Origin of the sequence: uncultured Hymenobacter sp. (assembly GCF_964243305.1) — a bacterium.
In the GTDB taxonomy this organism is placed as follows: Bacteria; Bacteroidota; Bacteroidia; order Cytophagales; family Hymenobacteraceae; genus Hymenobacter.
This window is the reverse complement of record NZ_CAXTEF010000019.1, coordinates 53,620-76,232: the sequence shown is the minus strand read 5'-3', so window position 1 is coordinate 76,232 and position 22,613 is coordinate 53,620. Positions and strand designations below refer to the sequence as shown.

Sequence of the window (22,613 nt, the reverse complement as noted above, 5' to 3'; positions counted from 1 at the left end):
GTTGGATTACTGCGCCCCTCGCCACGCAAGAAGACACAAAATATTGTGCCTCTACGTCGTTCATCAACCATATATCAACTTAGTTCTCATTTCCTCGTGAATAAGAAAAAGATATTCAACGACCCGGTGTATGGCTTCGTCACCATTCCAACGGAGCTATTATTCGACTTGATTGAGCATCCGTATTTCCAGCGGCTGCGGCGCATTAAGCAGCTGGGCCTGACCGATTTCGTGTATCCGGGGGCGCTGCACACGCGGTTTCACCACGCGCTGGGCGCCATGCATTTGATGGCACTGGCCTTGCGCACGCTCAAGGACAAGGGCGTGAAGATTACGGCGGCGGAGGGTGAGGCAGCGCTGGCGGCCATTCTGCTGCACGATATCGGGCACGGGCCGCTTTCGCACGCGCTGGAAACCGCTATTTTCCAGGATGTGCCGCACGAGCAGCTTTCGCTGTATTTGATGCAGCGGCTGAACGCGCAGTTTGGTGGGCGGCTGGCGCTGGCGATTCGCATATTTCAGGGCGAGTATGAGCGGCCGTTTTTCCATCAGCTGGTTTCTTCGCAGTTGGATATGGACCGGCTGGATTACCTCAACCGCGACTCGTTCTACACCGGGGTCACGGAAGGGCAGATTGGCGGCGACCGGCTCATCAAGATGCTGACCGTGGACCCAGCCTCGGAGCGGCTGGCGCTGGAGGAAAAGGCGATTCTGAGCATCGAAAGCTTCCTGGTGAGCCGGCGCCTGATGTACTGGCAGGTGTATCTGCACAAGGCCGTGACCAGCGCCGAGCAGATGATCATCCGCCTCGTGAGCCGCGCCCGCGACCTGGCCCGCGCCGGCCGCGCCGTGCCGGCCAACGCGGCGCTGCACTTCTTTCTGGCGAAGCCGATTACAATTGATGATTTCGCGCAGGATGAGAACATCTTGCAGCGCTTCGTGCAGCTTGATGACTTCGATATCTGGTCGGCGGTGAAGTGCTGGGCCACGCACGACGACTTGGTGCTCAGCTACTTGTCGCGCAGTATACTCGACCGACATTTGCTTAAAATCGTGCTCAGTCCGACGCCTTTCGACGCCGATTTCCAACTGGGCATTCAGGAACTAATCGCGGATAAATTTCAGCTGCCTCCGGAAGAAGCGGCGCTGCTTTGCATTGCTGGGCGCCTCAGCAACAATGCCTATGACGCGGCCAAAGGTGAGACGATTGACGTGCTGACCAAATCCGGGCATATTTTGAACGTAGCGGAGGCCTCGGATTTGCCCAATATTCAGGCCCTGAGCAAGCGCGTGGACAAGTTTTACATCTGCTACCCGAAGGAGTTACGGGAGGAATAATCCCTACCCCCCTCTCCGTCATGCAGACCGCAGCGCAGCGGAGGGAAGCATCTCGCTCGCGGCACTAATCCAATCGTTGTTTGTCACTGATTACTTCCCCGAGCGAGATGCTTCCCTTCGCTGCGCTACGGTCTGCATGACGTGTTTTCAACCTCATCTACCCTCGAATCCGCCCCGAAAACTACCTTTGCCGGCCTATGGAATTTACCGTTCAGCAGATTGCCGAGGTGCTCGGCGGCAGCATAGAAGGCGACACAACCGGCCGCATCAGCCAGCTGGCGAAGATTGAGGAGGCGCAGGCCGGCGCCCTCTCCTTTTTGGCCAACCTGAAGTACGAGCCGCACCTTTACACGACGGGCGCCACAGCGGTCATTGTCAGCCTGGACTTTACGCCGCGCCAGCCGGTTTCGGCGGCGCTTATCCGGGTTGAAGACCCGTATTTAGGTTTTTCCAAATTGCTGGAGTTTTACCAGCAAACGACCCGTACCGGGCGGCGCGGCGTCGAGCAGCCTTCCTACCTGAGCGAGGGCGCGCAGGTGGGCGAGGGCGGCTACCGGGGGGCGTTTTCCTACGTCGGCGAGGGCTGCGTGCTGGGGCGCAACGTGCTGATTTTCCCCCACGCCTACATCGGCGACCGCACGCGCATCGGCGATGATACCATCGTGTATGCGGGCGCCAAACTCTACCCCGATACCGTGGTTGGGCAGCGCTGCGTGATTCACGCGGGCGCCGTGCTCGGCGCCGATGGCTTCGGCTTTGCGCCGCAGCCCGACGGCTCCTACCAGGCCATTCCGCAAATCGGTAATGTGGTGCTGGAAGACGATGTGAGCATCGGCGCCAATGCCACGATTGACTGCGCCACGCTGGGCTCGACGCTCATCAAGCAGGGCAGTAAAATTGATAATCTGGTGCAGCTGGCGCATAATGTGGAGATTGGGCGCCACACCGTTATTGCCTCGCAAACCGGCATTGCGGGCTCGGCCAAAGTCGGCGACTACTGCGTGCTGGCCGGGCAGGTCGGCATGGCCGGCCACGTAAGCCTGGCCAATAAAACGACGGTGACGGCGCAGTCGGGGGTAGGGAAAACGGTGCGGCAGGAAGGCCAGATTTTGCAAGGCTCCACGGCCTTCGACTTCAAGCAGAACCAGCGGGCCCAGATTGTATTCCGGCGCCTGCCGGAGCTGGAAGAGCGCCTGCGGGCCGTGGAAGCGGCCGTTTCGGCGGCCGAAAAACCCTAGCTTTGCACCCCTTAGTGGTCAGCGGTGAGCGGTTGGTGGTTAGTGGTCTGAGCTTGTGGGCTTTCAAACTAATCACTAACCGCTAACCACTAACCGCTAACCACTATCCTACATGAACGATAAGCAACACACCATTCAGGCGCCCGTGACCGTGCGCGGCATCGGCCTGCACACGGGCGTGGAAGCCACGATGACCTTTTGCCCGGCGCCGGTGGGCCACGGCTACAAGTTTCAGCGGGTTGATTTGCCGGGCCAGCCCATCGTCGATGCTGACGTGGACAACGTGGTAGACCTCTCGCGCGGCACCACGATTGAGCAGAACGGCGCCCGCGTCAACACCGTCGAGCACACGCTGGCCGCACTCGTCGGGATGCAGCTCGATAACGTATTGATTCAGCTCTCCGGCCCCGAGCCACCGATTATGGACGGCTCCTCTTCAGAGTTTATCAAGGCGCTGGAGGGGGTAGGGCTGGAAGAGCAAAACGCGCTGCGCAACTACTACGAAATCACGGAGAGCATCCGCTTTGTCGATAACGCCCGCGGCGTGGAAATCGCGGCCCTGCCCCTGCCCGACTACCGCCTCACGGTGATGGTCGACTACAACTCGCCGGTGCTGGGCTCGCAACACGCCACGCTGGCCGATATCTCGCAGTTCGGGGCCGAAATTGCCTCCTCGCGCACGTTTTGCTTTCTGCACGAATTAGAAGCCTTATACAAGTCCAACCTCATCCGGGGCGGCGATTTGAGCAACGCCATCGTGGTCGTGGACCGCGTGGTGAGCGAGGATGAGCTGAACGAGTTGGCCGCCATGCTGGGCAAGCCCAAGGTCGCCGTCAAGAAGGAAGGCATCCTGAACAACGTGGATTTGCGCCACAAAAACGAGCCCGCCCGCCACAAGCTGCTCGATTTGGTGGGTGATTTGGCCCTCGTGGGCCGGCCGCTGAAGGGCCAGATTCTGGCCGCCCGGCCCGGCCACGCCGCCAATGTGGCCTTCGCCAAGCGCATCAAGCGCAAGATGCAGGAGCAGGACTCCTCGCCCGTGCCGCGCTACGACCCCAGCCGCACGCCGGTGATGGACGTGAATCAGATTATGGCCGTGCTGCCGCACCGCTACCCGTTCCTGCTGATTGACAAAGTCATTCACCTCGACGGGCAGGCCGTCACGTCGGTGAAGAACGTGACCATGAACGAGCCCTTCTTCCAGGGCCATTTTCCGGGCAACCCCGTCATGCCCGGCGTGCTGCAAGTCGAGGCGATGGCGCAGACCGGCGGCATCCTGGTGATGAGCACCGTGCCCGACCCCGAAAACTACTGGCAGTATTTCCTGGGCATCGAAAACTGCCGCTTCCGCAAAAAAGTACTGCCCGGCGACACCATTATCTTCCACTGCTGGCTGCTGGCGCCCATCAAGCGCGGCATCGCCAAGATGAAAGGCCAGGCTTTTGTGAACGGCAAAGTGGTGATGGACGCGGAAATGTCGGCCGCCATTGTCCGCAAGGACGCCTAATTTTGAATTACTAATGAAGAATGAAGAATGAAGAATTGTTGCTTTCGGAGCGCTAAATAATTCTTCATTCTTCATTCCTCATTCTTCATTAACAGAGAGAATGATTTCCCCGCTTGCCTATATCCACTCCGAAGCGCGCCTGGCGGCGGGTGTCACCGTTGAGCCGTTCACGACCATTGCCGGCGACGTGGAGATTGGGGAGGGCAGCTGGATTGGGCCGAATGTGACCATTATGGCCGGCGCCCGGCTTGGGGCGCACTGCCAGGTGTTTCCGGGCGCGGTGGTGGGCGCCATCCCGCAAGACTTGAAGTTTGCCGGCGAGCATACGACCGCTGAAATCGGCGACTATACCGTGCTGCGCGAGTGCGTGACCGTGAACCGCGGCACCGCTGACCAGGGCCGCACCGTGGTGGGTGCCCACTGCCTGCTGCAAGCCTACGTGCACGTAGCCCACGACTGCCTCATCGGCGACCACGTCATCATCTCCAACGCCGTGCAGATTGCCGGCCACGTCACGGTCGATAACTGGGCCATTCTGGGCGGCACCTCGGCCATTCATCAGTTCGTGCACGTGGGGGCCCACGCCTTCGTGGGCGGCGGCTCCTTGGTGCGCAAGGACGTGCCGCCGTTCGTGAAAGCCGCCCGCGAGCCCCTCACCTACGCCGGCGTCAATTCCGTGGGCCTGCGCCGCCGGGGCTTCTCGGAGGAGCAGGTCAACGAGATTCACGATATGTACCGGCTTCTGTTTTTGGGCAGCATGAACACGCAGGAAGCCTTGCTGCGCATCGAGCAGGAAATCAAACCCTCACTGGAGCGCGATTTGGCCGTGGCCTTCGTGCGCGACGCGAGCCGCGGCATCATCAAGGGGCCGGGCCGCAAAGGGCGCGGCGAATTGGAGGAGTAGTATTTGATTGAAGCAGTATCTGAACGGGAGCTTTTGGTCATGCTTAGTTGTAGCTTCTCACTAGACCACGACTATCCTGACTGGATTAATTTGATTAGTGCACCCTACCAAATTGACGGAGAATTTTCTATTTATCAAGATGGAAACCTTTTTCTCTATGAACCCGGCACCCCACTTATTGAACTAGCTCTTGCACTCTATAAATGGATGCAGGATGAACAACAAGCTATACGCAAGGACCTGGTATTTTTTCCTGACAGCTACGAATCAAGAATATTCGAAGTAAAGTGGATTGCGGCTGACAAGTGTTATCTACAAAGCTGCGACAATCCAAATACGAGCACTATCGCTGCTTCCTACCCAGAGATTCAGTCTTGCTTCATCATATTTATTCGCGAACTTAATGAAGTGCTTATTCAAGAAGTCAAGCTGTCGCTAAAAGATATTTTCTCAAGGTATTACCCTAATAACACATTTATTTTTTAGGTATTTTATTGCTAATCGACGCGCAAAGACTTGGCAAGCGCTACGGGCGCGAGTGGATATTCCGGGACCTGAGCTACAGCTTCCGGCCCGGCTCGGCCACGGCGCTGCTGGGCCCGAACGGCGCGGGCAAAAGCACGCTGCTCAACACGCTGGCCGGGCAGTTGCTGCCCACGGCCGGCACCTTGACGTATTCCCTGGGGGGTAGGGAATTGGCGGTGGAAGACGTGCCGCAGCACCTGGCCTACTGCGCGCCCTACCTGGAGCTGCTCGAAGACCTGACGCTGAGCGAGTTTCTGCGCTTCCACACCCGCTTCAAGCCCCTGCGGCCGGGCCTGACGCCGGAGCGGCTGGTGGAGATAATGTACCTGGAAAAGGCGCGCAATCAGCTCATTCGGCAGTTTTCGTCGGGTATGAAGCAGCGCCTCAAGCTGGCGCTGGCCCTGTACGCCGACGCGCCGCTGCTCCTGCTCGACGAGCCCACGACCAACCTCGACGCCGCCGGGCAGGCCTGGTACCAGGAGCACGTGCAGACCACCCGCGCCGGGCGCACGCTGCTGCTCAGCTCCAACGTGCCGGCCGAATATGCCTTTTGCGAGGCGCAGCTGCTGGTGACGGATTATCGCGTGCGCCGCGAAAAGAGCTAGGAGCTAGGCAATAAAGAGTGCAGCTGAGCATCGGCCAGCTATTTTTAGCGGGCCGGTTTTGATTCTTAACCTCTCTGCCACTCAACCCCGCCTTCTTCCGGCGCGTATCTTCGCCCCGAAGCTTTTTCTGCCCTTCAAACCCTCTTTTCGCCCGCTCCGGCCATGAAACTACACGACGACGACCTGGATGACGACCTGCTCGATGACGATGACGACCTGGACTCCTACGCCAGCAAAGGCGGCGCCAAGGCCAGCGGCAACCCCGAAGACCGCCTCTCGGCCAAATACGCCGACTACCTGATGTGGCGCGACACGGGCTCCTCGCACGATGAGGCCCTGGACCTGGCCAGCATGACGGAGGAAGAATACACCACCGCCGAAGCCGCCGAGGACCCCGACGGCAGCGGCTTTGCCTCCCTCGATGACGACGACGATTTGGCTGATGACGAGGAAGATGAAGACAGCTTCGGCTCCCGCTCCGGCCGGGGCGGCAGCCGCGGCGGCAGCTACGACGACGATTTCTAGGAGGCCGGCGGCTCTTAAAACTCCTACCCCCTCTCGGTCATCCTGAGCAAAGCGAAGGACCTTCTCACGTCAGAACGAGTGTCGTAACAACGATTCGTTCTGATGTGAGAAGGTCCTTCGCTTTGCTCAGGATGACCGAGAGGGGGTAGGGATATTGAACTTACTTGGCGGCGCCGAACACGCGCTGCAAGACGGCCGACGCCTGGGCGGCGGGGTTCTTGCGAATTTTGGCTTCCTGCTGGGCCAGCAGCACGAACAGGCCATCAACCGTTTCCTTGGTCACGTAGTCGGTCAGGTCGGTGCTGGCCGGGGTCATAAGCGGGATTTTATTGTAGCGGTTGATGAGGTTGGCGTAGGCCTTGGTGGCCCCGACCTGGCTGAGCTGCTGCTCGATGATGGGCTTGCAGGCGGCTTGCAGCTGGGTTTCGGTGGTGCGGCGCAACACCTGCGTGGCGGCGTCGGACTGCCGGCTCGTGACCAGGGTCAGCGCGTCGTTGATGGTCAGGCTCTGCACGGCATTGAGGAAGATATCCTTGGCCTGGGGCGCGGCGGCTTCGGCGGCGCGGTTGAGCAGGTTAGTGACGTTGTCCAGCGCCGACTGGCCCAGCGGCAGGCGGCCGATGGTCAGGGCCACTATCTGCGCATCGGGCGGAAACGGGATGCGAATGTCATCATTGAGATTGAAGCCGTCGGGCTCGGAGGCGAACTGCACGGCGCGGGTCACGCCCTGGGTCAGCGCCTCCTTGATGCCCTGGTTGGCTTCGGTCGGGGTGAGGGGGGTAGGGGCCGGCGCCGGCGCGACGGGCGCGGGGGCCGCCACGACGGCGGGTTTGGCGGCGAGCTTTTTAGCAGCCGGCTTCTTGGCAACCGGCTTTTTGACGGCCGTCTTCCTGGTCGTGGTAGTCGTGGTTTTGGTCCTGGTCTGGGCCAGCGAGGAGAGCGAGCTGGCCAGCAGCAGGCCCAGGGCAAGCAGCGGGGCGGGGGAAGCGAAGAGGCGGCGCATAGCTTAAATAATAATTTGGCGGAAAAACCGGAAAGCCCGTATGGCTGTCCTACTGCTGCAAGGGCCGCAAGTTGGCAATTTTGCGGCCAAACCAATGGGTGGACGGGCAAATGGGTGAATGGCTAACTAAGCTAAACGGTCATATTCCAAGTACCCATTCACCCATTCAGCTACTCACCCATTCACCCATTGCCCTATGCCCGACGTTGAAATCATGACCATCGGCGACGAGCTGCTCTACGGGCAGGTCGTGGATACCAATTCGGCCTTTATGGGCCAGGAGCTGGGCAAAATCGGCCTGCGCGTGCGCCAAATCAGCTCCGTCTCCGACCGCGCCGACGAGATTGTGGCGGCCCTGGACCAGGCCCGGCAGCGCGCCCAAATCGTGCTGATGACCGGCGGGCTGGGGCCGACTAAGGATGATTTGACCAAGCACGTGCTGGCCCGCTACTTTGGCGCCGAGCTGGTGGAGCACGCGCCCACGCTGCGCCACGTGGAAGACATCTTCCGGCGCTTCGGCCGCCCGATGCTCGACGTGAACCGCCAGCAGGCGCTGGTGCCCGCGGGCTGTGAGGTGCTGCACAATGCCGTGGGCACGGCGCCGGGCATGTGGTTTGAGGACGGCGGGACGGTGTTCGTGAGTATGCCGGGCGTGCCGTTTGAGATGAAAAAGCTGATGAGCGACGAGGTGCTGCCGCGCTTGCAAAAGCGGTTTCAGCTGGCCCCGATTGAGCATCTGGTGGTGATGACGGCCGGGCTGGGCGAATCGTTTCTGGCTGAGAAAATCGCCGACTGGGAAGCCGCCCTACCCCCCAACTTCAAGCTGGCCTACCTGCCCAGCCTGGGCAGCGTGCGCCTGCGCCTCACCGCCGCTGCCGACGGCCTTCCCGACCTGCGCAGCCGCCTCGAAGCCCAGCTGCCGGCCTTGCGCGAGCGCCTCGGCGAATACATTTTCGCCGTCGGCGAAGTCCCGCTCGAAGCCGCTATTGGGAAGTTATTAAAAGAGCAAAACCTGACGCTGGGCACCGCCGAAAGCTGCACCGGCGGCTACGTAGCCAGCAAGCTGACCAGCGTGGCGGGCGCGTCGGCTTATTTTCTGGGCAGCGTCATTGCGTATCATAACGATGTAAAAATCAAGCAGCTCGGCGTGAGGCCCGAAACCCTGGCTGCCCACGGCGCCGTGAGCGAAGCCACGGTGCGCGAGATGGCCGAGGGCGCCCGCCAGCACCTGGGCGTGGACGTGGCCCTGGCCACGAGCGGCATCGCCGGGCCCGGCGGCGGCTCGGAGCAAAAGCCCGTGGGCACAATGTGCCTGGCCGTGGCCGACGCCCAGGGCACGGTGAGCCGGCAGTTCACGATGGACCGCGGCCGGCAGATTAATATTGAGTACACCACGCAGGCGGTGCTGAACCTGCTGCGGCAGCGGCTGACGGGCCTAGCGTAGGGGGTAGGGCTCGCCCCCGCCCGCCGTAAAAACGACAATTGCTGAAATACTAATCAAGTGGCGCGAACGCCGGGCGGGGGCGAGCCCCGCATCCTACTGTGAAGCAAATCCCTGCCCTGCTGCTCGTCGCCCTGGCTACGTTCGCCGGCTGCGCGCCGCCCTGCAACGGCCGCATCGAGAGCACGGTGCTCTACGCCAAGCCGAGCCCGGCCGGCGGGCGCAACATCTACGTCGATGTGACGAACACGCCCGCCCTGGGCCGGCGCACGGTCTTGCTCTGGGAAGGCAAGGAATTCGGCACGTTCGAGCACGTCGTCGTTATCGTCGACTCAAAAAACAAGTACGCGCCAAACCGCAAAATCTGCTTCAACGCCTATGAGCCCGTGGCGGCCGAGCGGGGCGGGCAGTTGGAGGAAGCCGACATTCCGCGAATCCGGGTGCGGGATTAAACGCCGACGCACCCCAGTAAAGCCCCTCCGCTGCCCCGTGCGCCGGGGGCGCTTCGGCTTTTCGCCTACCTTTGGGGCCGCAACGGGCCGGGTTGCGCGGCCCGATTTCCTACCCCCCTCCCCACCCCTACTCCCTCCTGACCCCGCCCTATGGCCCGAATAGAAATGACGATGCCCAAGATGGGCGAAAGCATCATGGAAGGCACCGTCCTGAAATGGCTCAAGCAAGTCGGCGACGCCATTGAACAGGACGAGTCGGTGCTGGAAGTAGCTACGGACAAAGTGGACACCGAGGTGCCGGCCCTGCACGCGGGCGTGTTACAGGAGATTTTGGTGCAGGAAGGGCAGGTGGTGGCCGTGGGCGCGCCCATTTGCGTCGTGGAAACCGAGCCGGCCAGCGCGGGCGCCCCAGCGCCGGCCGCTGCGCCGCCGGTGGCCGCGGCCAGCAGCAACGGCAGCGCCCGCGCGGCAGCCCGCGAGGTGCCCTACTTGCCGGAGCTGCACGACCCGCAGGCCACACAGGCGGCCGAGGCCCGGCGGGCGGCCCCGGCGGCCGTGGCCCAGCCGGGCCGATTCCTCTCGCCGCTCGTGCTCAGCATTGCCCGGGAGGAGGGCGTCAGCTTCGCCGACCTGGACTACCTGCCCGGCACCGGCAAGGAGGGCCGCGTAACCAAAAAAGACATTCTCGACCACGTAGCCGCCGGCAAGCCAACGCTGGCCCCGGCCGCAAACAGCGGTGCCACGGCGCCGGCCGCCGCGCCCGCACCGGCCGCAGTCCCTACCCCCCCCGCGCCGGCCGAAGCCCCTCAACCGGCCGCTGCCCCCGCGCCGGCCGCGCCGGCCGCGCCGGCTGTTTCGGCCCCTACCCCCCCGGCTACCGCCAAGCCCGCCCCCTCAGTCTCCGGCAACCAGGAGCTGCTGGAAATGGACCGGATGCGCAAGCTCATTGCCCAGCGCATGGTCGATTCCAAGCGCATCGCGCCCCACGTCACCAGCTTCGTAGAGGCCGACGTGACTGAGCTGGTGACGTGGCGCAACCAGCACAAGGACCTTTACAAGAAGCGCACGGGCGAAAACCTGACCTTCACGCCGCTTTTTGTGCACGCCGTAGCGCGCGCCATCCAGGATTTCCCGCTCATCAACGTGTCCGTGGAAGGCGACTATATCATCAAGAAGCGCGACATCAACATCGGCGTGGCCGTGGCCCTGCCCAGCGGCAACCTGATTGTGCCCGTCATCCACAATGCCGACCAGCTCAACCTCAACGGCCTGAGCAAGAAGGTGAATGACCTCGCCAATCGCGCCCGCCAGAACAAACTCAAGTCCGAAGACCTGGAAGGCGGCACCTACACGCTCAGCAACGTCGGCTCGTTCGGCAACGTGATGGGCACGCCCATCATCATGCAGCCGCAGGTGGCCATCATGGCCGTAGGTGCCATCAAGAAAAAGCCCGCCGTGATTGAGACGCCGCAGGGCGATTTGATTGGCGTGCGCCACTTCATGTTCCTGAGCCACTCCTACGACCACCGCGTCGTGGACGGCTCGCTCGGCGGCATGTTTGTGCGCCGCGTAGCCGATTATCTGGAGCAGTTCGACGTGAACACGACCATCTAGGTTTCGGCTAATTGTCAGGCAGTTTATTCCAGGCAGTTAGCTTGAAAGCCCGTCACTTCGACGGGCTTTTTGGTGTTTTTATATCATGAAAAACCTGTTGTTTATTTTCGCGCTCGTGCTTTCGCTGGGCCTGATTGGGTATTTGTATTGGCGCCTGAACGCGACTGAGCAAGCCTTGGCCTTGTCGCAAAAACGTTTTACCGACTGCGAGCAGGTCACGTTTCAGCTCCAAATGCAAGTGGCTCAGCAAATTAAAAGTCAGCCGGCCTTGCCGGCAGCGAAGGCGCCGCGGAAGTAGGAAACGTTCTGCGTAGGGTGCGGGGCTGGCCCCCGCCCGCCGTCAGCGCCACTCGCCCGGTTATCGTTCCCGCGCTGGGCGGGGGCCAGCCCCGCACCCTACGGCATCGCGGTTTGCTGACGTGAAAAAGGTACTTTCGCCAGTCTCTTTTTCACCTGACCGCCCACGATGCTGCCGCATTCCCTACCCCCCCTCGTCGCGCTGATGCTGCTTGTGGCTACGCTGCCGGCCCGCGCCCAAAAAGCCAAACCGACCGAAAACCTGGTGCAATACGCCCACCCGATAGTGGGCACGGCCAAGATGGGGCACACCTTTCCGGGCGCCACGGTGCCGTTTGGCGCGGTGCAGCTCTCGCCCGACACCGACACGCTCAGCTACGAGCAGGACGGCAAGTACAACCCCGACGTGTACAAGTACTGCGCGGGCTATCAGTACAGTGACAAAACCATCGTCGGCTTCAGCCACACGCATTTCAGCGGCACGGGGCACTCGGATTTGGGCGATTTTCTGATTATGCCCACTACCGGGCCCTTGCAGCTCAATCCCGGTACGGCCGCGCACCCGGAGCGCGGCTACCGCTCGGCCTACTCGCACGACACCGAAGTGGCGGAGCCCGGCTACTACAAGGTCAAGCTCACGGAGCCCAATGTGCTGGCCGAGCTGACGGCCACCAACCGCGTGGGGATGCACCAGTACACCTTCCCCAAGTCCGACCAGGCGCATTTGATTCTGGACCTCATGGCTGGCATCTACAACTATCCCGATAAGAATGTCTGGACCTTCGTGCGGGTCGAAAACGACTCGCTTGTGACCGGCTACCGCCAAACCAGCGGCTGGGCCCGCAACCGCACGGTGTACTTCGCGATGGCGTTTTCCAAGCCGTTCACGGATTATGGCAGCCGCAACTACAGCAAAAAAGAGGTGTACCGCGGCTTCTGGGGCCGGTTCGACCAGAGCAAGAACTTCCCCGACCTGGCCGGCGAGCAGCTGCGGATGTATTTTAATTTCAAGACCACGGCCGGCGAAAAGCTCAAGGTCAAGTTTGCCCTCTCGCCGGTGAGCACGGCCGGCGCCCTGCACAACCTGCGCACCGAGGCGCCCGGCTGGAACTTCGCCAAGGTGAAAAACCAGGCCCAGGCGCTCTGGCAGCAGGAGTTGAGCAAGGTCGTGATTGAGTCGCCGAAGCGGGCCGATAAGGAGAACTTCTACACGGCCATGTACCACGCCTTTCTGAGCCCGACGACTTACATGGACGTGGACGGGCAGTACCGCGGCCTCGACCAGAACACCCACAAAGCCGACGGCTTTACCAACTACACCACGTTCTCGCTCTGGGATACGTATCGGGCGCTGCACCCGCTCTTTAACCTCTTGCAGCCCAAGCGCAACGCCGACATGGTGCAGTCCATGCTGGCCCACTACGACCAGAGCGCCGAGCACATGCTGCCGGTCTGGAGCCACTACGCCAACGAAAACTGGTGCATGATTGGCTACCACTCGGTGCCCGTCGTGGCCGACGCGGTGCTCAAAGGCCCTACCCCCTTCGACGCCAACAAGGCCCTCGACGCCTGCGTGACCACCGCCCGCAACCACTGGTACGACGGCATCGGCGCCTACGTGCAGCTCGGCTACGTGCCGGAAGACAAAAGCGGCGCCTCGGTTTCAAAAACCCTGGAATACGCCTACGACGACTGGTGCATTGCCCAAATGGCGCAGAAACTCAATCGCCCGGACATCTACCAGGAATTCAGCCAGCGCGCCGAAAACTGGCGCAACGTGTATGACAAGCGCATCGGCTTCATGCGCCCGCGCCTGGCCGATGGCAGCTTTCGCAAGGAATTCGATGTGCTGAGCACCAACAACCAGGGCTACATCGAGGGCAACGCCTGGAACTACAGCCTCTACGTGCCGCAGGACCCGGCCGCGCTCATCCAGCTCATGGGCGGCGAAAAGCGCTTCGTGGAGCATCTGGATTCGCTCTTCACCATGCACCTGCCCGACAAGTTTTTCGCCGAAACCGAGGACATCACCCGCGAGGGCATCATCGGCAACTACGTGCACGGCAACGAGCCCGCCCACCACGCCGCCTACCTCTACAACTGGACCGCGCAGCCCTGGAAAACCCAGGCCCGCGTGCGCATGATTCTGCCCAAAATGTACCGCCCCACCCCCGACGGCCTCGGCGGCAACGACGACTGCGGGCAGATGTCGGCCTGGTACATCTTCTCGGCCCTGGGCTTCTACCCCGTCTGCCCCGGCTCGCCCGACTACGCCTTGGGCAGCCCCGCCATCCACGGTGCCACCCTACACCTGGAAAACGGCAAAACCTTCCGCATCCAGGTCAAAAACCAGAGCGACAAGAACGTCTATGTGAAAGAAGCGCGCCTAAACGGCCAGAAGCTGATGCGCCCGTTTCTCGCGTATCAGGATATTGTGAACGGCGGGGAGCTGGTGTTTACGATGGCGGGGAAGCTGTGAAGCTTTAGTGAATTATATCATAGATATTATCAAGTGATTTCTACTCTGAAATAATGACAACTTGTAAAATAACCAACATGATAAACTATTTTATTCTTGCATTCCTAATGCTTTGTTCGCTGAACTCAAAGAATGTCAATGCTCAATACGTTGGCCATTTCTCTCTACGTGACCAAATTAAACATGACACTCTCGTAGATAAGGCTACGAGTCTCAAGTATATAATCGATAAAAAAAGAATTCGTATTTCAGCAGTTGATAAAGTAGGCAAAGTATTATGGATAACAGACCCGGCTGTTGACAATAAACTGGAGGAATACCGAGTAAAAAGACCCACTATTGTTTACTTTAATTTTGGCGGCGACAGAACGAAAGCCAATAGAGAAGTTATTTGGATTACGTACATTAATACACAGTTCGGCTATCTGGATAAAAAGACTGGTAAATTCACCTGGTTAGGTCAGGATTGATACCGGTACTATAAGCGGGTGTGAGGTAGAACGCCTAATTCTCCTGATTAATCAGATTCACCACCAACGTCACCATCGTGTCCTTGTCTTCGGGCTTGCTCTCGGCGATGAGCAGGGTGAGGGCGACCAGGGCATTGTCGGCGAGGCGGCGGGAGCCGTCGGGCTTGGAGAGGCAGCGGTTCTGGTCGAGGAACCACACGAAGAGGAAAGCGGCGATGCGCTTATTGCCGTCGGAGAAGGAGTGGTTTTTGACCACGAAGTAGAGCAGGTTGGCCGCTTTTTCCTCTACGCTGGGGTAGAGGTCTTCGCCGCCGAAGCTCTGGTAGATGCTGCGCACCGAGCTTTGAAACGACGCATCTTTCTCGCGGCCAAACAGGGCGCTGCCGCCAAACTGCTGGCGCAGGCCATCCACGGCTTGCAGGCCGGCTTCGTAGGTTAGCTCGAAGGGCTCTTCCGTGGCGGTGCCGCGCACGCGCAGGCGCTGATGGTCATACTGGTCGAGCACGTCGAGGGCGCGGGCGTAGTCGCCGAGCACCCGCAGCAGCGCGTCGGACTGGTCGGCGCTCAGCTCCTGGCTGGCGGCAATCTGGCCTTGCAGCTGCACCAGCCGCTTGAGGTCGGCGAGCTGGCGGGCGCTCTCGCGCAGGCGCCGCTCGTTCAGGGCGTAGCCTTGCACCAGGTAGTGACGCAGCACCCGCGTGGCCCACTGCCGGAAGTGGGTGCCCTTGATAGAGTTGACGCGGTAGCCAACCGAGATAATAGCATCAAGGTTGTAGTAGCTAACCGGACGACCACCGGCGGTTTTATGCATATTTTGCATAAAACCCTCTCCTGCCTCATTATCAGTTGATGATAAAGCGATTCGCATCTTCTGCACGCTGCTTTCTTCATCCAGCTCGCCGCTGCTGAAGATGTTTTTCAAGTGGCGGCTTATAACGCCTTGGTCGCGCCCGAACAGCTCCGCCATCTGCGCCTGCGTCAGCCAGACGGTTTCGTCTTGCAGGTGCACTTCTAATTGCGTCTGGCCTTCGGACGACTGGTAGAGCAGCACGTCGTTGCTGGTGGTCATAGTGGGTTGAAAAAGTAAGAGGGGGTAGGAAATCGCAGCTAAGTTGAGCGGCTGAACCAGGCTGCTGCGTATGTTGCGCTAAACTACTCCCTACCCCCTCATGAGATTTCAACCCCTTTTTTCCCTGCTCATGCTCACGACCGCCGCCTGCGCCCAGACGAGCCCCGTCAAAGTTGAAGTCCGGCAAGCCGATGGGCGCTACGAGCTGCGGCGCGGCGGGCAGCCGTACTTCATCAAGGGCGCGGGCGGCGGGCAGTTTCCCGAGCGCATCAAGGCGTGTGGGGGCAACTCGATTCGGACCTGGGGCACCGGCGGCGCGGACAAGGTGCTGGCCGATGCGAATAAAAACGGGCTGACCGTGATGCTGGGCCTCGACGTGACCCGCGAGCGGCACGGCTTCGACTACAATAACCCCACGGCCGTGGCCGCGCAGCTAGAGAGACTGCGCGCCGACGTGCTCAAGTACAAGGACGACCCGGCGGTGCTGTTCTGGGGCATCGGCAACGAGCTGAACCTGGAATACACCAATCCCAAGGTGTGGGACGCGGTGAACGACATCGCCAAGATGATACACGAAGTGGACCCCAACCACCCCACGAGCACCGTGCTGGCAGGCCTCAACCAAAAGGAAGTTGACTATATCAAGGCGCAGTGCCCAGCCATTGACATCCTGAGCATTAACACCTACGCCGGGCTGGCCGCCATCCCGGAGCAGGTGCGGAAGACGGGCTGGGCCGGGCCCTACGTGGTAGCCGAGTGGGGCCCGACCGGCCACTGGGAAAGCCCCGTCACGCCCTGGAAAGCCTCCGTGGAGGAAACCAGCAGCCAGAAAGCGGCCGTCTACCAGAGCCGCTACGAAGCCTCGGTGGCCAAGGACAAGACGCAGTGCCTGGGCACCTACGTGTTCCTCTGGGGCCAGAAGCAGGAGCGCACGCCCACCTGGTACGGCCTCTTCACCGAGGATGGCAAGGAGTCGGAGGTGGTAGACGTGATGCAGTATTTGTGGAGCGGCCAGTGGCCCGCCAACCGCGCCCCGCACCTGGCCAGCTTCCTACTAGATGGAAAGAAAGCGACCGACAATATCTACCTGCAACCCGGCCAGCCCTACCCCGTCGTGGCGGCCGTAACGGACCTTAACAAAGACCCGCTCACCTACCGCTGGGAACTGCTGCTGGAAAGCACCGACCTGGGCTCCGGCGGCGACCGCGAAAGCCGGCCCGTCGCCATTCCGGACCTTATTCCGGCGGGCGCGAAAGGCAAAACCACCCTCAAAGCCCCCACGAAGGAAGGGGCGTATCGCTTGTTCGTGTACGCCTACGATGGACGAGACAACGTGGCGACGGCCAACATTCCGTTTTATGTGAAGGGGAAGTAGCGCTGCGCCAAAAGGCGGTCATGCAGAGCGCAGCGAAGCATCTCGCCAGGGGAAGTAATCCAATCGCTATTCTGACATTTAGATTACTGCCGCACGCGAGATGCTTCGCTGCGCTCTGCATGACCGCCTTTTGGCGCGGCTTTACCTATAATCCCTACCCCCCTCTTACGCCCGGACGCCGAGCAGCATCAGCATAAAGGCGAAGCTGCGCGCCTGGTCGTGCAGGCTCTTGAAGCGGCCGGAGGCGCCGCCGTGGCCGGCGCTCATGTCGGTGTGAAGCAGCAGCAGGTTATTATCCGTTTTCATAGTGCGCAGCTTGGCCACCCACTTGGCGGGCTCGAAATACTGGACCTGCGAGTCGTGCAGGCCGGTCGTGACGAGGATGTTGGGGTAGGCCTGCTTTTTCACCTGGTCGTAGGGCGAGTACGAGAGCATGTAGTCGTAGCTGACCTTGTCGGCGGGATTGCCCCACTGGTCATACTCGCCGGTGGTGAGCGGGATGCTGGCGTCCGACATCGTGGTCACGACATCGACGAACGGCACGGCGGCCAGCACACCCTTATACAGGTCGGGGCGCATGTTGAGCACCGCGCCCATCAGCAGGCCGCCGGCCGAGCCGCCCTGCGCGAACAGCTTCTGCGGCGAGGTGTACTTGTTCTGAATCAGGTACTCCGAACAGTCGATGAAGTCATTGAAGGAGTTGATTTTGTGGCCCATGCGGCCATCTTCAAACCACTGCCGGCCCAGCTCCTGCCCGCCGCGGATGTTGCAGAGCACGTAGGCAAAGCCGCGGTCGAGCAGGCTGAGCCGCGCGGCCGAGAACGTAGGGTCCATGTTGATGCCGTAGGAGCCGTAGGCGTATTGCAGCACTGGGCCGTTGCCGTCCTTCTGGAAGCCTTTTTTATAAACGATTTCAGTTGGAATCTGATTGCCGTCGCGCGACTTGACCATCACCCGCTCGGTCACGTAGTCGGTCCGGTTGAAGCCGCCGAGCACGGCCTGCTCCTTGCGCAGCGTGCTTTTCCGGGTGTTCATGTCGTAGTCAAACACCGACGAAGGCGTCGTGAGCGAGGTGTAGCCGTAGCGCAGCACGGGCGTATCGAACTCGCGGTTCACGTTGATACTTGAGGTGTAGGCCAGCTCGTTGAACTTGAGGTAGTGGTCCTGCTTGGTTTTCCAGTTGATGACGCGCAGCTCCAGCAGGCCGTTTTTGCGCTCATTCAGCACCAGGAAGTCCTTGAACAGCTCCATCTCGTCCACGAACACATCGGGCCGGTGCGGCACCACATCCTGCCAGCTGGCCTTAGCCGTGCTGGCAATCGGGGTCTGCATCACCCGGAAATTCGGCGCCTGCCAGTTGGTGCGCACGTAGAAGTTAGCGCCTAAATCCTCGATTTGGTACAGATGGTCGGCTTCGCGGGGCAGGAAGGTTTTGAGCGCCGCCGTGGGCTTCGCGGCCTCCAGGTAGCGCACCTCATTGGAGAGCGAGGAGCCCAGCGTGAGCAGCACGAAACGCTTGGACTTGGTGCGGCTGACGTAGAGGCCGAAGGTGTTGTCCTTTTCCTCGTACACCAGCACGTCCTGTTTGGGGTCGGTGCCGAGCACGTGGCGCATGAGCTGGTAGGGCAAGAGCGTGGTTACGTTCTTTTTGGCGTAGAACACGGTCTTGTTGTCGGCGGCCCACACGGCGGCGCCCTCGGTGTTGGCAATCTTCTCGGGGTAGAGCTTACCGGTCTTCAAGTCCTTAAAGCGCAGCGTGTAGAGGCGGCGGCTCACGGTGTCGGTGCTGTAGGCTAGCACCTGATTGTTGTCACTCACGCTCATTCCCCCAACCGCAAAATAGGCGCGGCCCTTGCCCATCGTGTTGCCGTTGAGCAGCACTTCTTCGGGTGCTTTCAGGTCGCCCTTCTTGCGGCCATACACCGGATACTCGGCGCCCGCCTCGAAGCGGCTGTAGTAATAATAGCCGTTGTCGCGGTAGGGCACCGACTCATCCTGCTCCTTTATCCGCCCTTTCATTTCCTGAAACAGCCGCTCTTCCAGCCCCTTCACCGGCGCCATCTGCTGGTCAAAGTAGCTGTTTTCGGCTTCCAAATACTTGCTGACTTCCGGGTTCTCGCGCTCGTTGAGCCAGTAATAGTTATCAGTGCGGGTGCCGTGGGGCGAGACGAGCGCCTTGGGCTTAATGGCGGCGACGGGGGGGGTAGGCATAGTGACGGAGCGCGCAGCCGGCGCGGTTTGGGCGGCGGCCGGACCGGCGGTAAAGAGCAGCAGCCCGGCGAGATAAGGTACAATGGGTTTCATGGCGGGAAATTGGTTGTGGAGGGGTGCGGCTGCTGCCGACGTCGCCAAAGTACAACTTATTGCCAGAATCGTCCTTGGCGGCGGCACCCCATCCCCCGGCCCCTTCCCCTGCGGGAGAAGGGGAGCCGGAAAAGAATTAAAAGTCAAAAGGAAAGAGTTAAAAGGACCGCCTGCTTTTTAACTTTCAACTCTTCCCTTTTAACTGGTAGGCCGCGCCGCCGTGGCTCCCCTTCTCCCGCAGGGGAAGGGGCCGGAGGATGGGCTTGGACGCAAGGGGCAAATTCCCTACCCCCCAACCCGCCAAGGCCTGCTCCTACCATTCCGAAGTAAATCCGTATTCAACTTTCCCGCAGTCACGACAGGTATGCTTAACTTTATTTCGTCCCCCGTAGCTTCTTTGGTAGGAATGACCACTGCTACCACGCGGACAGTAATTGTAACGCCAGTAAATCCACAAAATACCAGCAAGGCCTATGAGTGCGCAGACAAAGGTTTCCATTGAGTAATATTGAACAACTGCCACGTAGCGATGACAGGCCTCAGCAAGGTACGCTTGTTGTTGGCACTGCTCAGTGTGAAAGGGCTGAATTAAGTTAGTCCATTCAACGACTGTTGTAGCGCCGTAATCTTTGTTTCTGCGTCGGCTAACTTCTGCCGCTCCCGTTCTAGCACCTCCGGCTTGGCGTTGGCAATAAATTTTTCATTGCCTAGTTTCTTCAGCACTGAGTCACGGAACCCTTCGGTATAAGCGAGTTCTTTTTCTAACCTAAGGCGCTCGGCGCCAAGGTCTATTTGACCTTCAAGAGGAATAAAGAATTCACTGCTACCCTGCACGAAGCTTACCGCACCAGCCAGCGCATTGTCCGAGAAACTTAGTTCTGATATTCCTCCCAACTTGCATATGATGTCTGCATATTTTCTCACCAAAAACTGGTCTGGATTAAATAAAACCTGACCGGTAGCAGACATATTTGAAGTAGTCATTCCTGAAGATTCAACCACTTTGAAACCTGAGTTAATAGTTTCACTACTGGCTAACGATATGATTTGGCTCTCAGGTATGACGTCAGTTGGGGACAGTGTCGTTTTTAGTTTGCTGATAAAGTCAGCATTGACTACTAACGTCAGGGGCTTGTTGGGGCCCAGGCCTTTCTGGTTGCGGATGGTGCGAATGCCGGCTACGATGGCCAGCACCTTGTCCATTTGGGCCAGCGTTTCGCCTTGCGTAGCGGCGGGCGCGGGCTTGGGCCAGGCGGCCACGCACACGTACTCGCGCGGGCCGCGCGGGGCCAGCTCGTGCCACAGCTCCTCGGTGATGAAGGGCATGAACGGGTGCAGCAGCTTGAGCAGCGTTTCGAGGTAGCTGACCGTGCAGCGCAGGGTTTCGGCGTCGATGGGCGCCTGATAGGCGGGCTTCACCATCTCCAGGTACTGCGCGCAGAAGTCGTCCCAAACCAGCTTATACACCGTCATCAGCGCGTCCGACATGCGAAATTTGTCGAAATGCTCGTCCAGTTCCACTAGTGCCGCTTGCAGCTTGGCCCCAAACCAGGCCACGGCCTTGTCGTTGGCGGGGGGTAGGGAATCATCCGCTTCCCAGCCCTTCACCAGCCGGAAGGCGTTCCAGAGCTTATTGCTGAAATTGCGGCCCTGCTCGACCAGCTTGATGTCGAAGAGCAAATCGTTGCCGGCGGGCGACGAGAACAGCATCCCGGTGCGCACACCGTCGGCGCCGTAGTCGCGGATGAGGTCGAGCGGGTCGGGCGAGTTGCCCAGGCTCTTGCTCATCTTGCGGCCCTGTGCGTCGCGCACAATGCCGGTCAGGTACACATTCTTAAACGGCACTTCCTGCCGGTACTCCAGCCCGGCCATAATCATGCGGGCCACCCAGAAAAACAGAATTTCCGGCGCCGTCACCAGGTCGTTGGTGGGGTAGAAATAGTTGATGTTAGCATTGTCCGGGTCCTTGAAACCGTCGAACACCGAGATGGGCCAGAGCCAGGACGAAAACCAGGTATCGAGCACATCCTCATCCTGCCGCAAGTCGCTCATAGTCAGCCCGGCACTGCCACTTTGCTCACGCGCCAGTTCAAGTGCTTCGGCATCGGTCAACGCTACTACGAATGAGCCATCGGGCAGGTAGTAGGCTGGGATGCGCTGCCCCCACCAGAGTTGACGCGAGATGCACCAGTCGCGCACGTTCTCCATCCAAGCTCGGTACATGTTCTTGAACTTGGCCGGGTGCAGCCGGATGGTGTCATTCTCCACGACTTCCAGCGCGGGCTTCGCCAGATGCTCCATTTTCAGAAACCACTGCATACTCAGCTTGGGTTCAATCACGGCGCCGGTGCGCTCCGATGTTTGCAGTACGCTGGCGTAATCCTCAATCTTCTCCAGCAAGCCGGCTTCCTGCAAATCCCTGGCAATCTGCTTGCGCGCCGCAAACCTATCCTGTCCCACGTAGAGCTGCGCCGCCTCATTGAGCGTACCGTTATCATGGAGTATGTCAATCACCGGCAGGTTATGCCGCTGCCCGATTTCGTAGTCGTTCAGGTCGTGGGCGGGCGTTACTTTCAGCGCGCCCGTGCCGAAGTCCATCGCCACGTATTCATCGAAAATCACGGGAATCTCGCGCCCCAGCAGCGGGATGCGCACCCTACCCCCCCCCAAATGCGCAAAGCGGGGGTCGGCCGGATTAACGGCTACCGCCACGTCAGCCATAATGGTTTCGGGACGCGACGTGGCCACGGTCAGAAACTGCCCATCCTGCCCCGCCACCGCGTAGCGCAGGTAATACATCTTCGCCTGCGTGTCCTTGGCAATAACTTCCTCATCACTGATAGCCGTGCCGCCCTGCGGGTCCCAATTCACCATGCGGATACCGCGGTAAATCAGGCCTTTGCGGTATAAATCCACGAACACGCGCAGCACGGCCTGCGTCAGCTCCGGCTCCATCGTGAAGCGCGTACGGTCCCAGTCGCAGGAGGCGCCGAGCTGCTTGAGCTGCCCCAGAATGATGCCGCCGTACTTCTCCTTCCAGGCGAAGGCGTGGGCTAGAAATTCGTCGCGGGTCAAGTCTTTCTTGTTGATTCCCCGCTCTTTGAGCAAGGCTACCACTTTGGCTTCCGTAGCAATGGAGGCGTGGTCGGTGCCGGGCACCCAGCAGGCCTCGAAGCCTTGCATCCGGGCGCGGCGCACCAGCACGTCCTGGATGGTATTGTTGAGCATGTGGCCCATGTGCAGCACGCCCGTCACGTTGGGCGGCGGAATCACAACCGTGTAGGGCGGCTTCTTCGGGTTCGGACTGGCTTTGAAAAAGCCCTGCTCCTGCCAGCGCTGATACCATTTGGCTTCCACGTCGGCAGGGTTGTAGGTCGTAGCGAGAGACATAAGTTGGGGTACGGGTATTTCGGCAAAGGTACGTTTGTACGTTTCTGTGCTGCCGCGCAAACAGGCGGTCATGCAGA

The 22,613-nt window shown here is 60.3% G+C and carries 18 protein-coding genes; 14 read left to right on the top strand and 4 right to left on the bottom strand.

Going from position 1 to position 22,613, the window contains the following annotated elements:
- The first annotated feature begins 96 nt into the window (after positions 1-96).
- From ACFE70_RS12310 to ACFE70_RS12280, 7 genes are all read left to right on the top strand, one after another.
- Positions 97-1,338, top strand: coding sequence for an HD domain-containing protein (locus ACFE70_RS12310; RefSeq protein ID WP_375418048.1), 1,242 nt, complete (start codon positions 97-99; stop codon positions 1,336-1,338).
- Positions 1,339-1,535: 197 nt separating this feature from the next.
- A complete protein-coding gene (lpxD, locus tag ACFE70_RS12305) occupies positions 1,536-2,576 on the top strand; it encodes a UDP-3-O-(3-hydroxymyristoyl)glucosamine N-acyltransferase (RefSeq protein WP_375418047.1) in 1,041 nt (346 codons plus the stop codon).
- A 112-nt stretch (positions 2,577-2,688) separates the two neighbouring features.
- Positions 2,689-4,083: a bifunctional UDP-3-O-[3-hydroxymyristoyl] N-acetylglucosamine deacetylase/3-hydroxyacyl-ACP dehydratase gene (locus tag ACFE70_RS12300; RefSeq protein WP_375418046.1), complete on the top strand. Its 1,395-nt coding sequence runs from the start codon at positions 2,689-2,691 to the stop codon at positions 4,081-4,083.
- Between the two features lie 100 nt (positions 4,084-4,183).
- Positions 4,184-4,987 (top strand): acyl-ACP--UDP-N-acetylglucosamine O-acyltransferase, encoded by an 804-nt coding sequence (lpxA, locus tag ACFE70_RS12295; RefSeq protein WP_375418045.1) that lies wholly within the window; start codon positions 4,184-4,186, stop codon positions 4,985-4,987.
- Between the two features lie 3 nt (positions 4,988-4,990).
- On the top strand, positions 4,991-5,473 hold the full coding sequence (locus ACFE70_RS12290) for a hypothetical protein (RefSeq protein WP_375418044.1): 483 nt from the start codon (positions 4,991-4,993) through the stop codon (positions 5,471-5,473).
- A gap of 8 nt (positions 5,474-5,481) precedes the next feature.
- On the top strand, positions 5,482-6,117 hold the full coding sequence (locus ACFE70_RS12285) for an ATP-binding cassette domain-containing protein (RefSeq protein WP_375418043.1): 636 nt from the start codon (positions 5,482-5,484) through the stop codon (positions 6,115-6,117).
- A gap of 162 nt (positions 6,118-6,279) precedes the next feature.
- Positions 6,280-6,642, top strand: a complete 363-nt coding sequence (locus ACFE70_RS12280; protein ID WP_375418042.1) for a hypothetical protein — start codon at positions 6,280-6,282, stop codon at positions 6,640-6,642.
- Between the two features lie 160 nt (positions 6,643-6,802).
- On the opposite strand, the gene ACFE70_RS12275 is transcribed toward ACFE70_RS12280, so the two are convergent.
- Positions 6,803-7,645: a DUF4197 domain-containing protein gene (locus ACFE70_RS12275; protein ID WP_375418041.1), complete on the bottom strand. Its 843-nt coding sequence runs from the start codon at positions 7,643-7,645 to the stop codon at positions 6,803-6,805.
- Positions 7,646-7,841: 196 nt separating this feature from the next.
- Here ACFE70_RS12275 and ACFE70_RS12270 point away from each other — a divergent pair, with 196 nt between their 5' ends.
- The 6 genes from ACFE70_RS12270 to ACFE70_RS12245 all read left to right on the top strand — a co-directional run bounded on the left by ACFE70_RS12270 (position 7,842) and on the right by ACFE70_RS12245 (position 14,398).
- On the top strand, positions 7,842-9,089 hold the full coding sequence (locus ACFE70_RS12270; RefSeq protein WP_375418040.1) for a competence/damage-inducible protein A: 1,248 nt from the start codon (positions 7,842-7,844) through the stop codon (positions 9,087-9,089).
- Between the two features lie 98 nt (positions 9,090-9,187).
- Positions 9,188-9,538 (top strand): hypothetical protein, encoded by a 351-nt coding sequence (locus ACFE70_RS12265; RefSeq protein WP_375418039.1) that lies wholly within the window; start codon positions 9,188-9,190, stop codon positions 9,536-9,538.
- A 150-nt stretch (positions 9,539-9,688) separates the two neighbouring features.
- On the top strand, positions 9,689-11,152 hold the full coding sequence (locus tag ACFE70_RS12260) for a dihydrolipoamide acetyltransferase family protein (protein ID WP_375418038.1): 1,464 nt from the start codon (positions 9,689-9,691) through the stop codon (positions 11,150-11,152).
- Positions 11,153-11,237: 85 nt separating this feature from the next.
- Complete coding sequence (locus ACFE70_RS12255; RefSeq protein WP_375418037.1) at positions 11,238-11,450, top strand: hypothetical protein; 213 nt, start codon at positions 11,238-11,240, stop codon at positions 11,448-11,450.
- 168 nt (positions 11,451-11,618) lie between these two features.
- Positions 11,619-13,928, top strand: coding sequence for a GH92 family glycosyl hydrolase (locus ACFE70_RS12250; RefSeq protein WP_375418036.1), 2,310 nt, complete (start codon positions 11,619-11,621; stop codon positions 13,926-13,928).
- Between the two features lie 77 nt (positions 13,929-14,005).
- Positions 14,006-14,398, top strand: coding sequence for a hypothetical protein (locus ACFE70_RS12245; protein WP_375418035.1), 393 nt, complete (start codon positions 14,006-14,008; stop codon positions 14,396-14,398).
- A gap of 34 nt (positions 14,399-14,432) precedes the next feature.
- Here ACFE70_RS12245 and rhuM read toward each other — a convergent pair whose 3' ends face one another.
- Positions 14,433-15,467, bottom strand: coding sequence for a RhuM family protein (gene rhuM, locus ACFE70_RS12240; protein ID WP_375418034.1), 1,035 nt, complete (start codon positions 15,465-15,467; stop codon positions 14,433-14,435).
- Between the two features lie 100 nt (positions 15,468-15,567).
- Here rhuM and ACFE70_RS12235 point away from each other — a divergent pair, with 100 nt between their 5' ends.
- Positions 15,568-16,842, top strand: coding sequence for a glycoside hydrolase family 2 TIM barrel-domain containing protein (locus ACFE70_RS12235; protein WP_375418033.1), 1,275 nt, complete (start codon positions 15,568-15,570; stop codon positions 16,840-16,842).
- A gap of 165 nt (positions 16,843-17,007) precedes the next feature.
- Here the strand turns inward: ACFE70_RS12235 and ACFE70_RS12230 are convergent, their stop codons facing one another.
- Together ACFE70_RS12230 and ACFE70_RS12225 are read right to left on the bottom strand one after the other, a co-directional pair.
- A complete protein-coding gene (locus tag ACFE70_RS12230; RefSeq protein ID WP_375418049.1) occupies positions 17,008-19,053 on the bottom strand; it encodes a S9 family peptidase in 2,046 nt (681 codons plus the stop codon).
- 681 nt (positions 19,054-19,734) lie between these two features.
- Entirely contained in the window at positions 19,735-22,536 is a 2,802-nt protein-coding gene (locus tag ACFE70_RS12225; protein ID WP_375418032.1) for a valine--tRNA ligase, read from the bottom strand.
- Between the last annotated feature and the right edge of the window lie 77 nt (positions 22,537-22,613).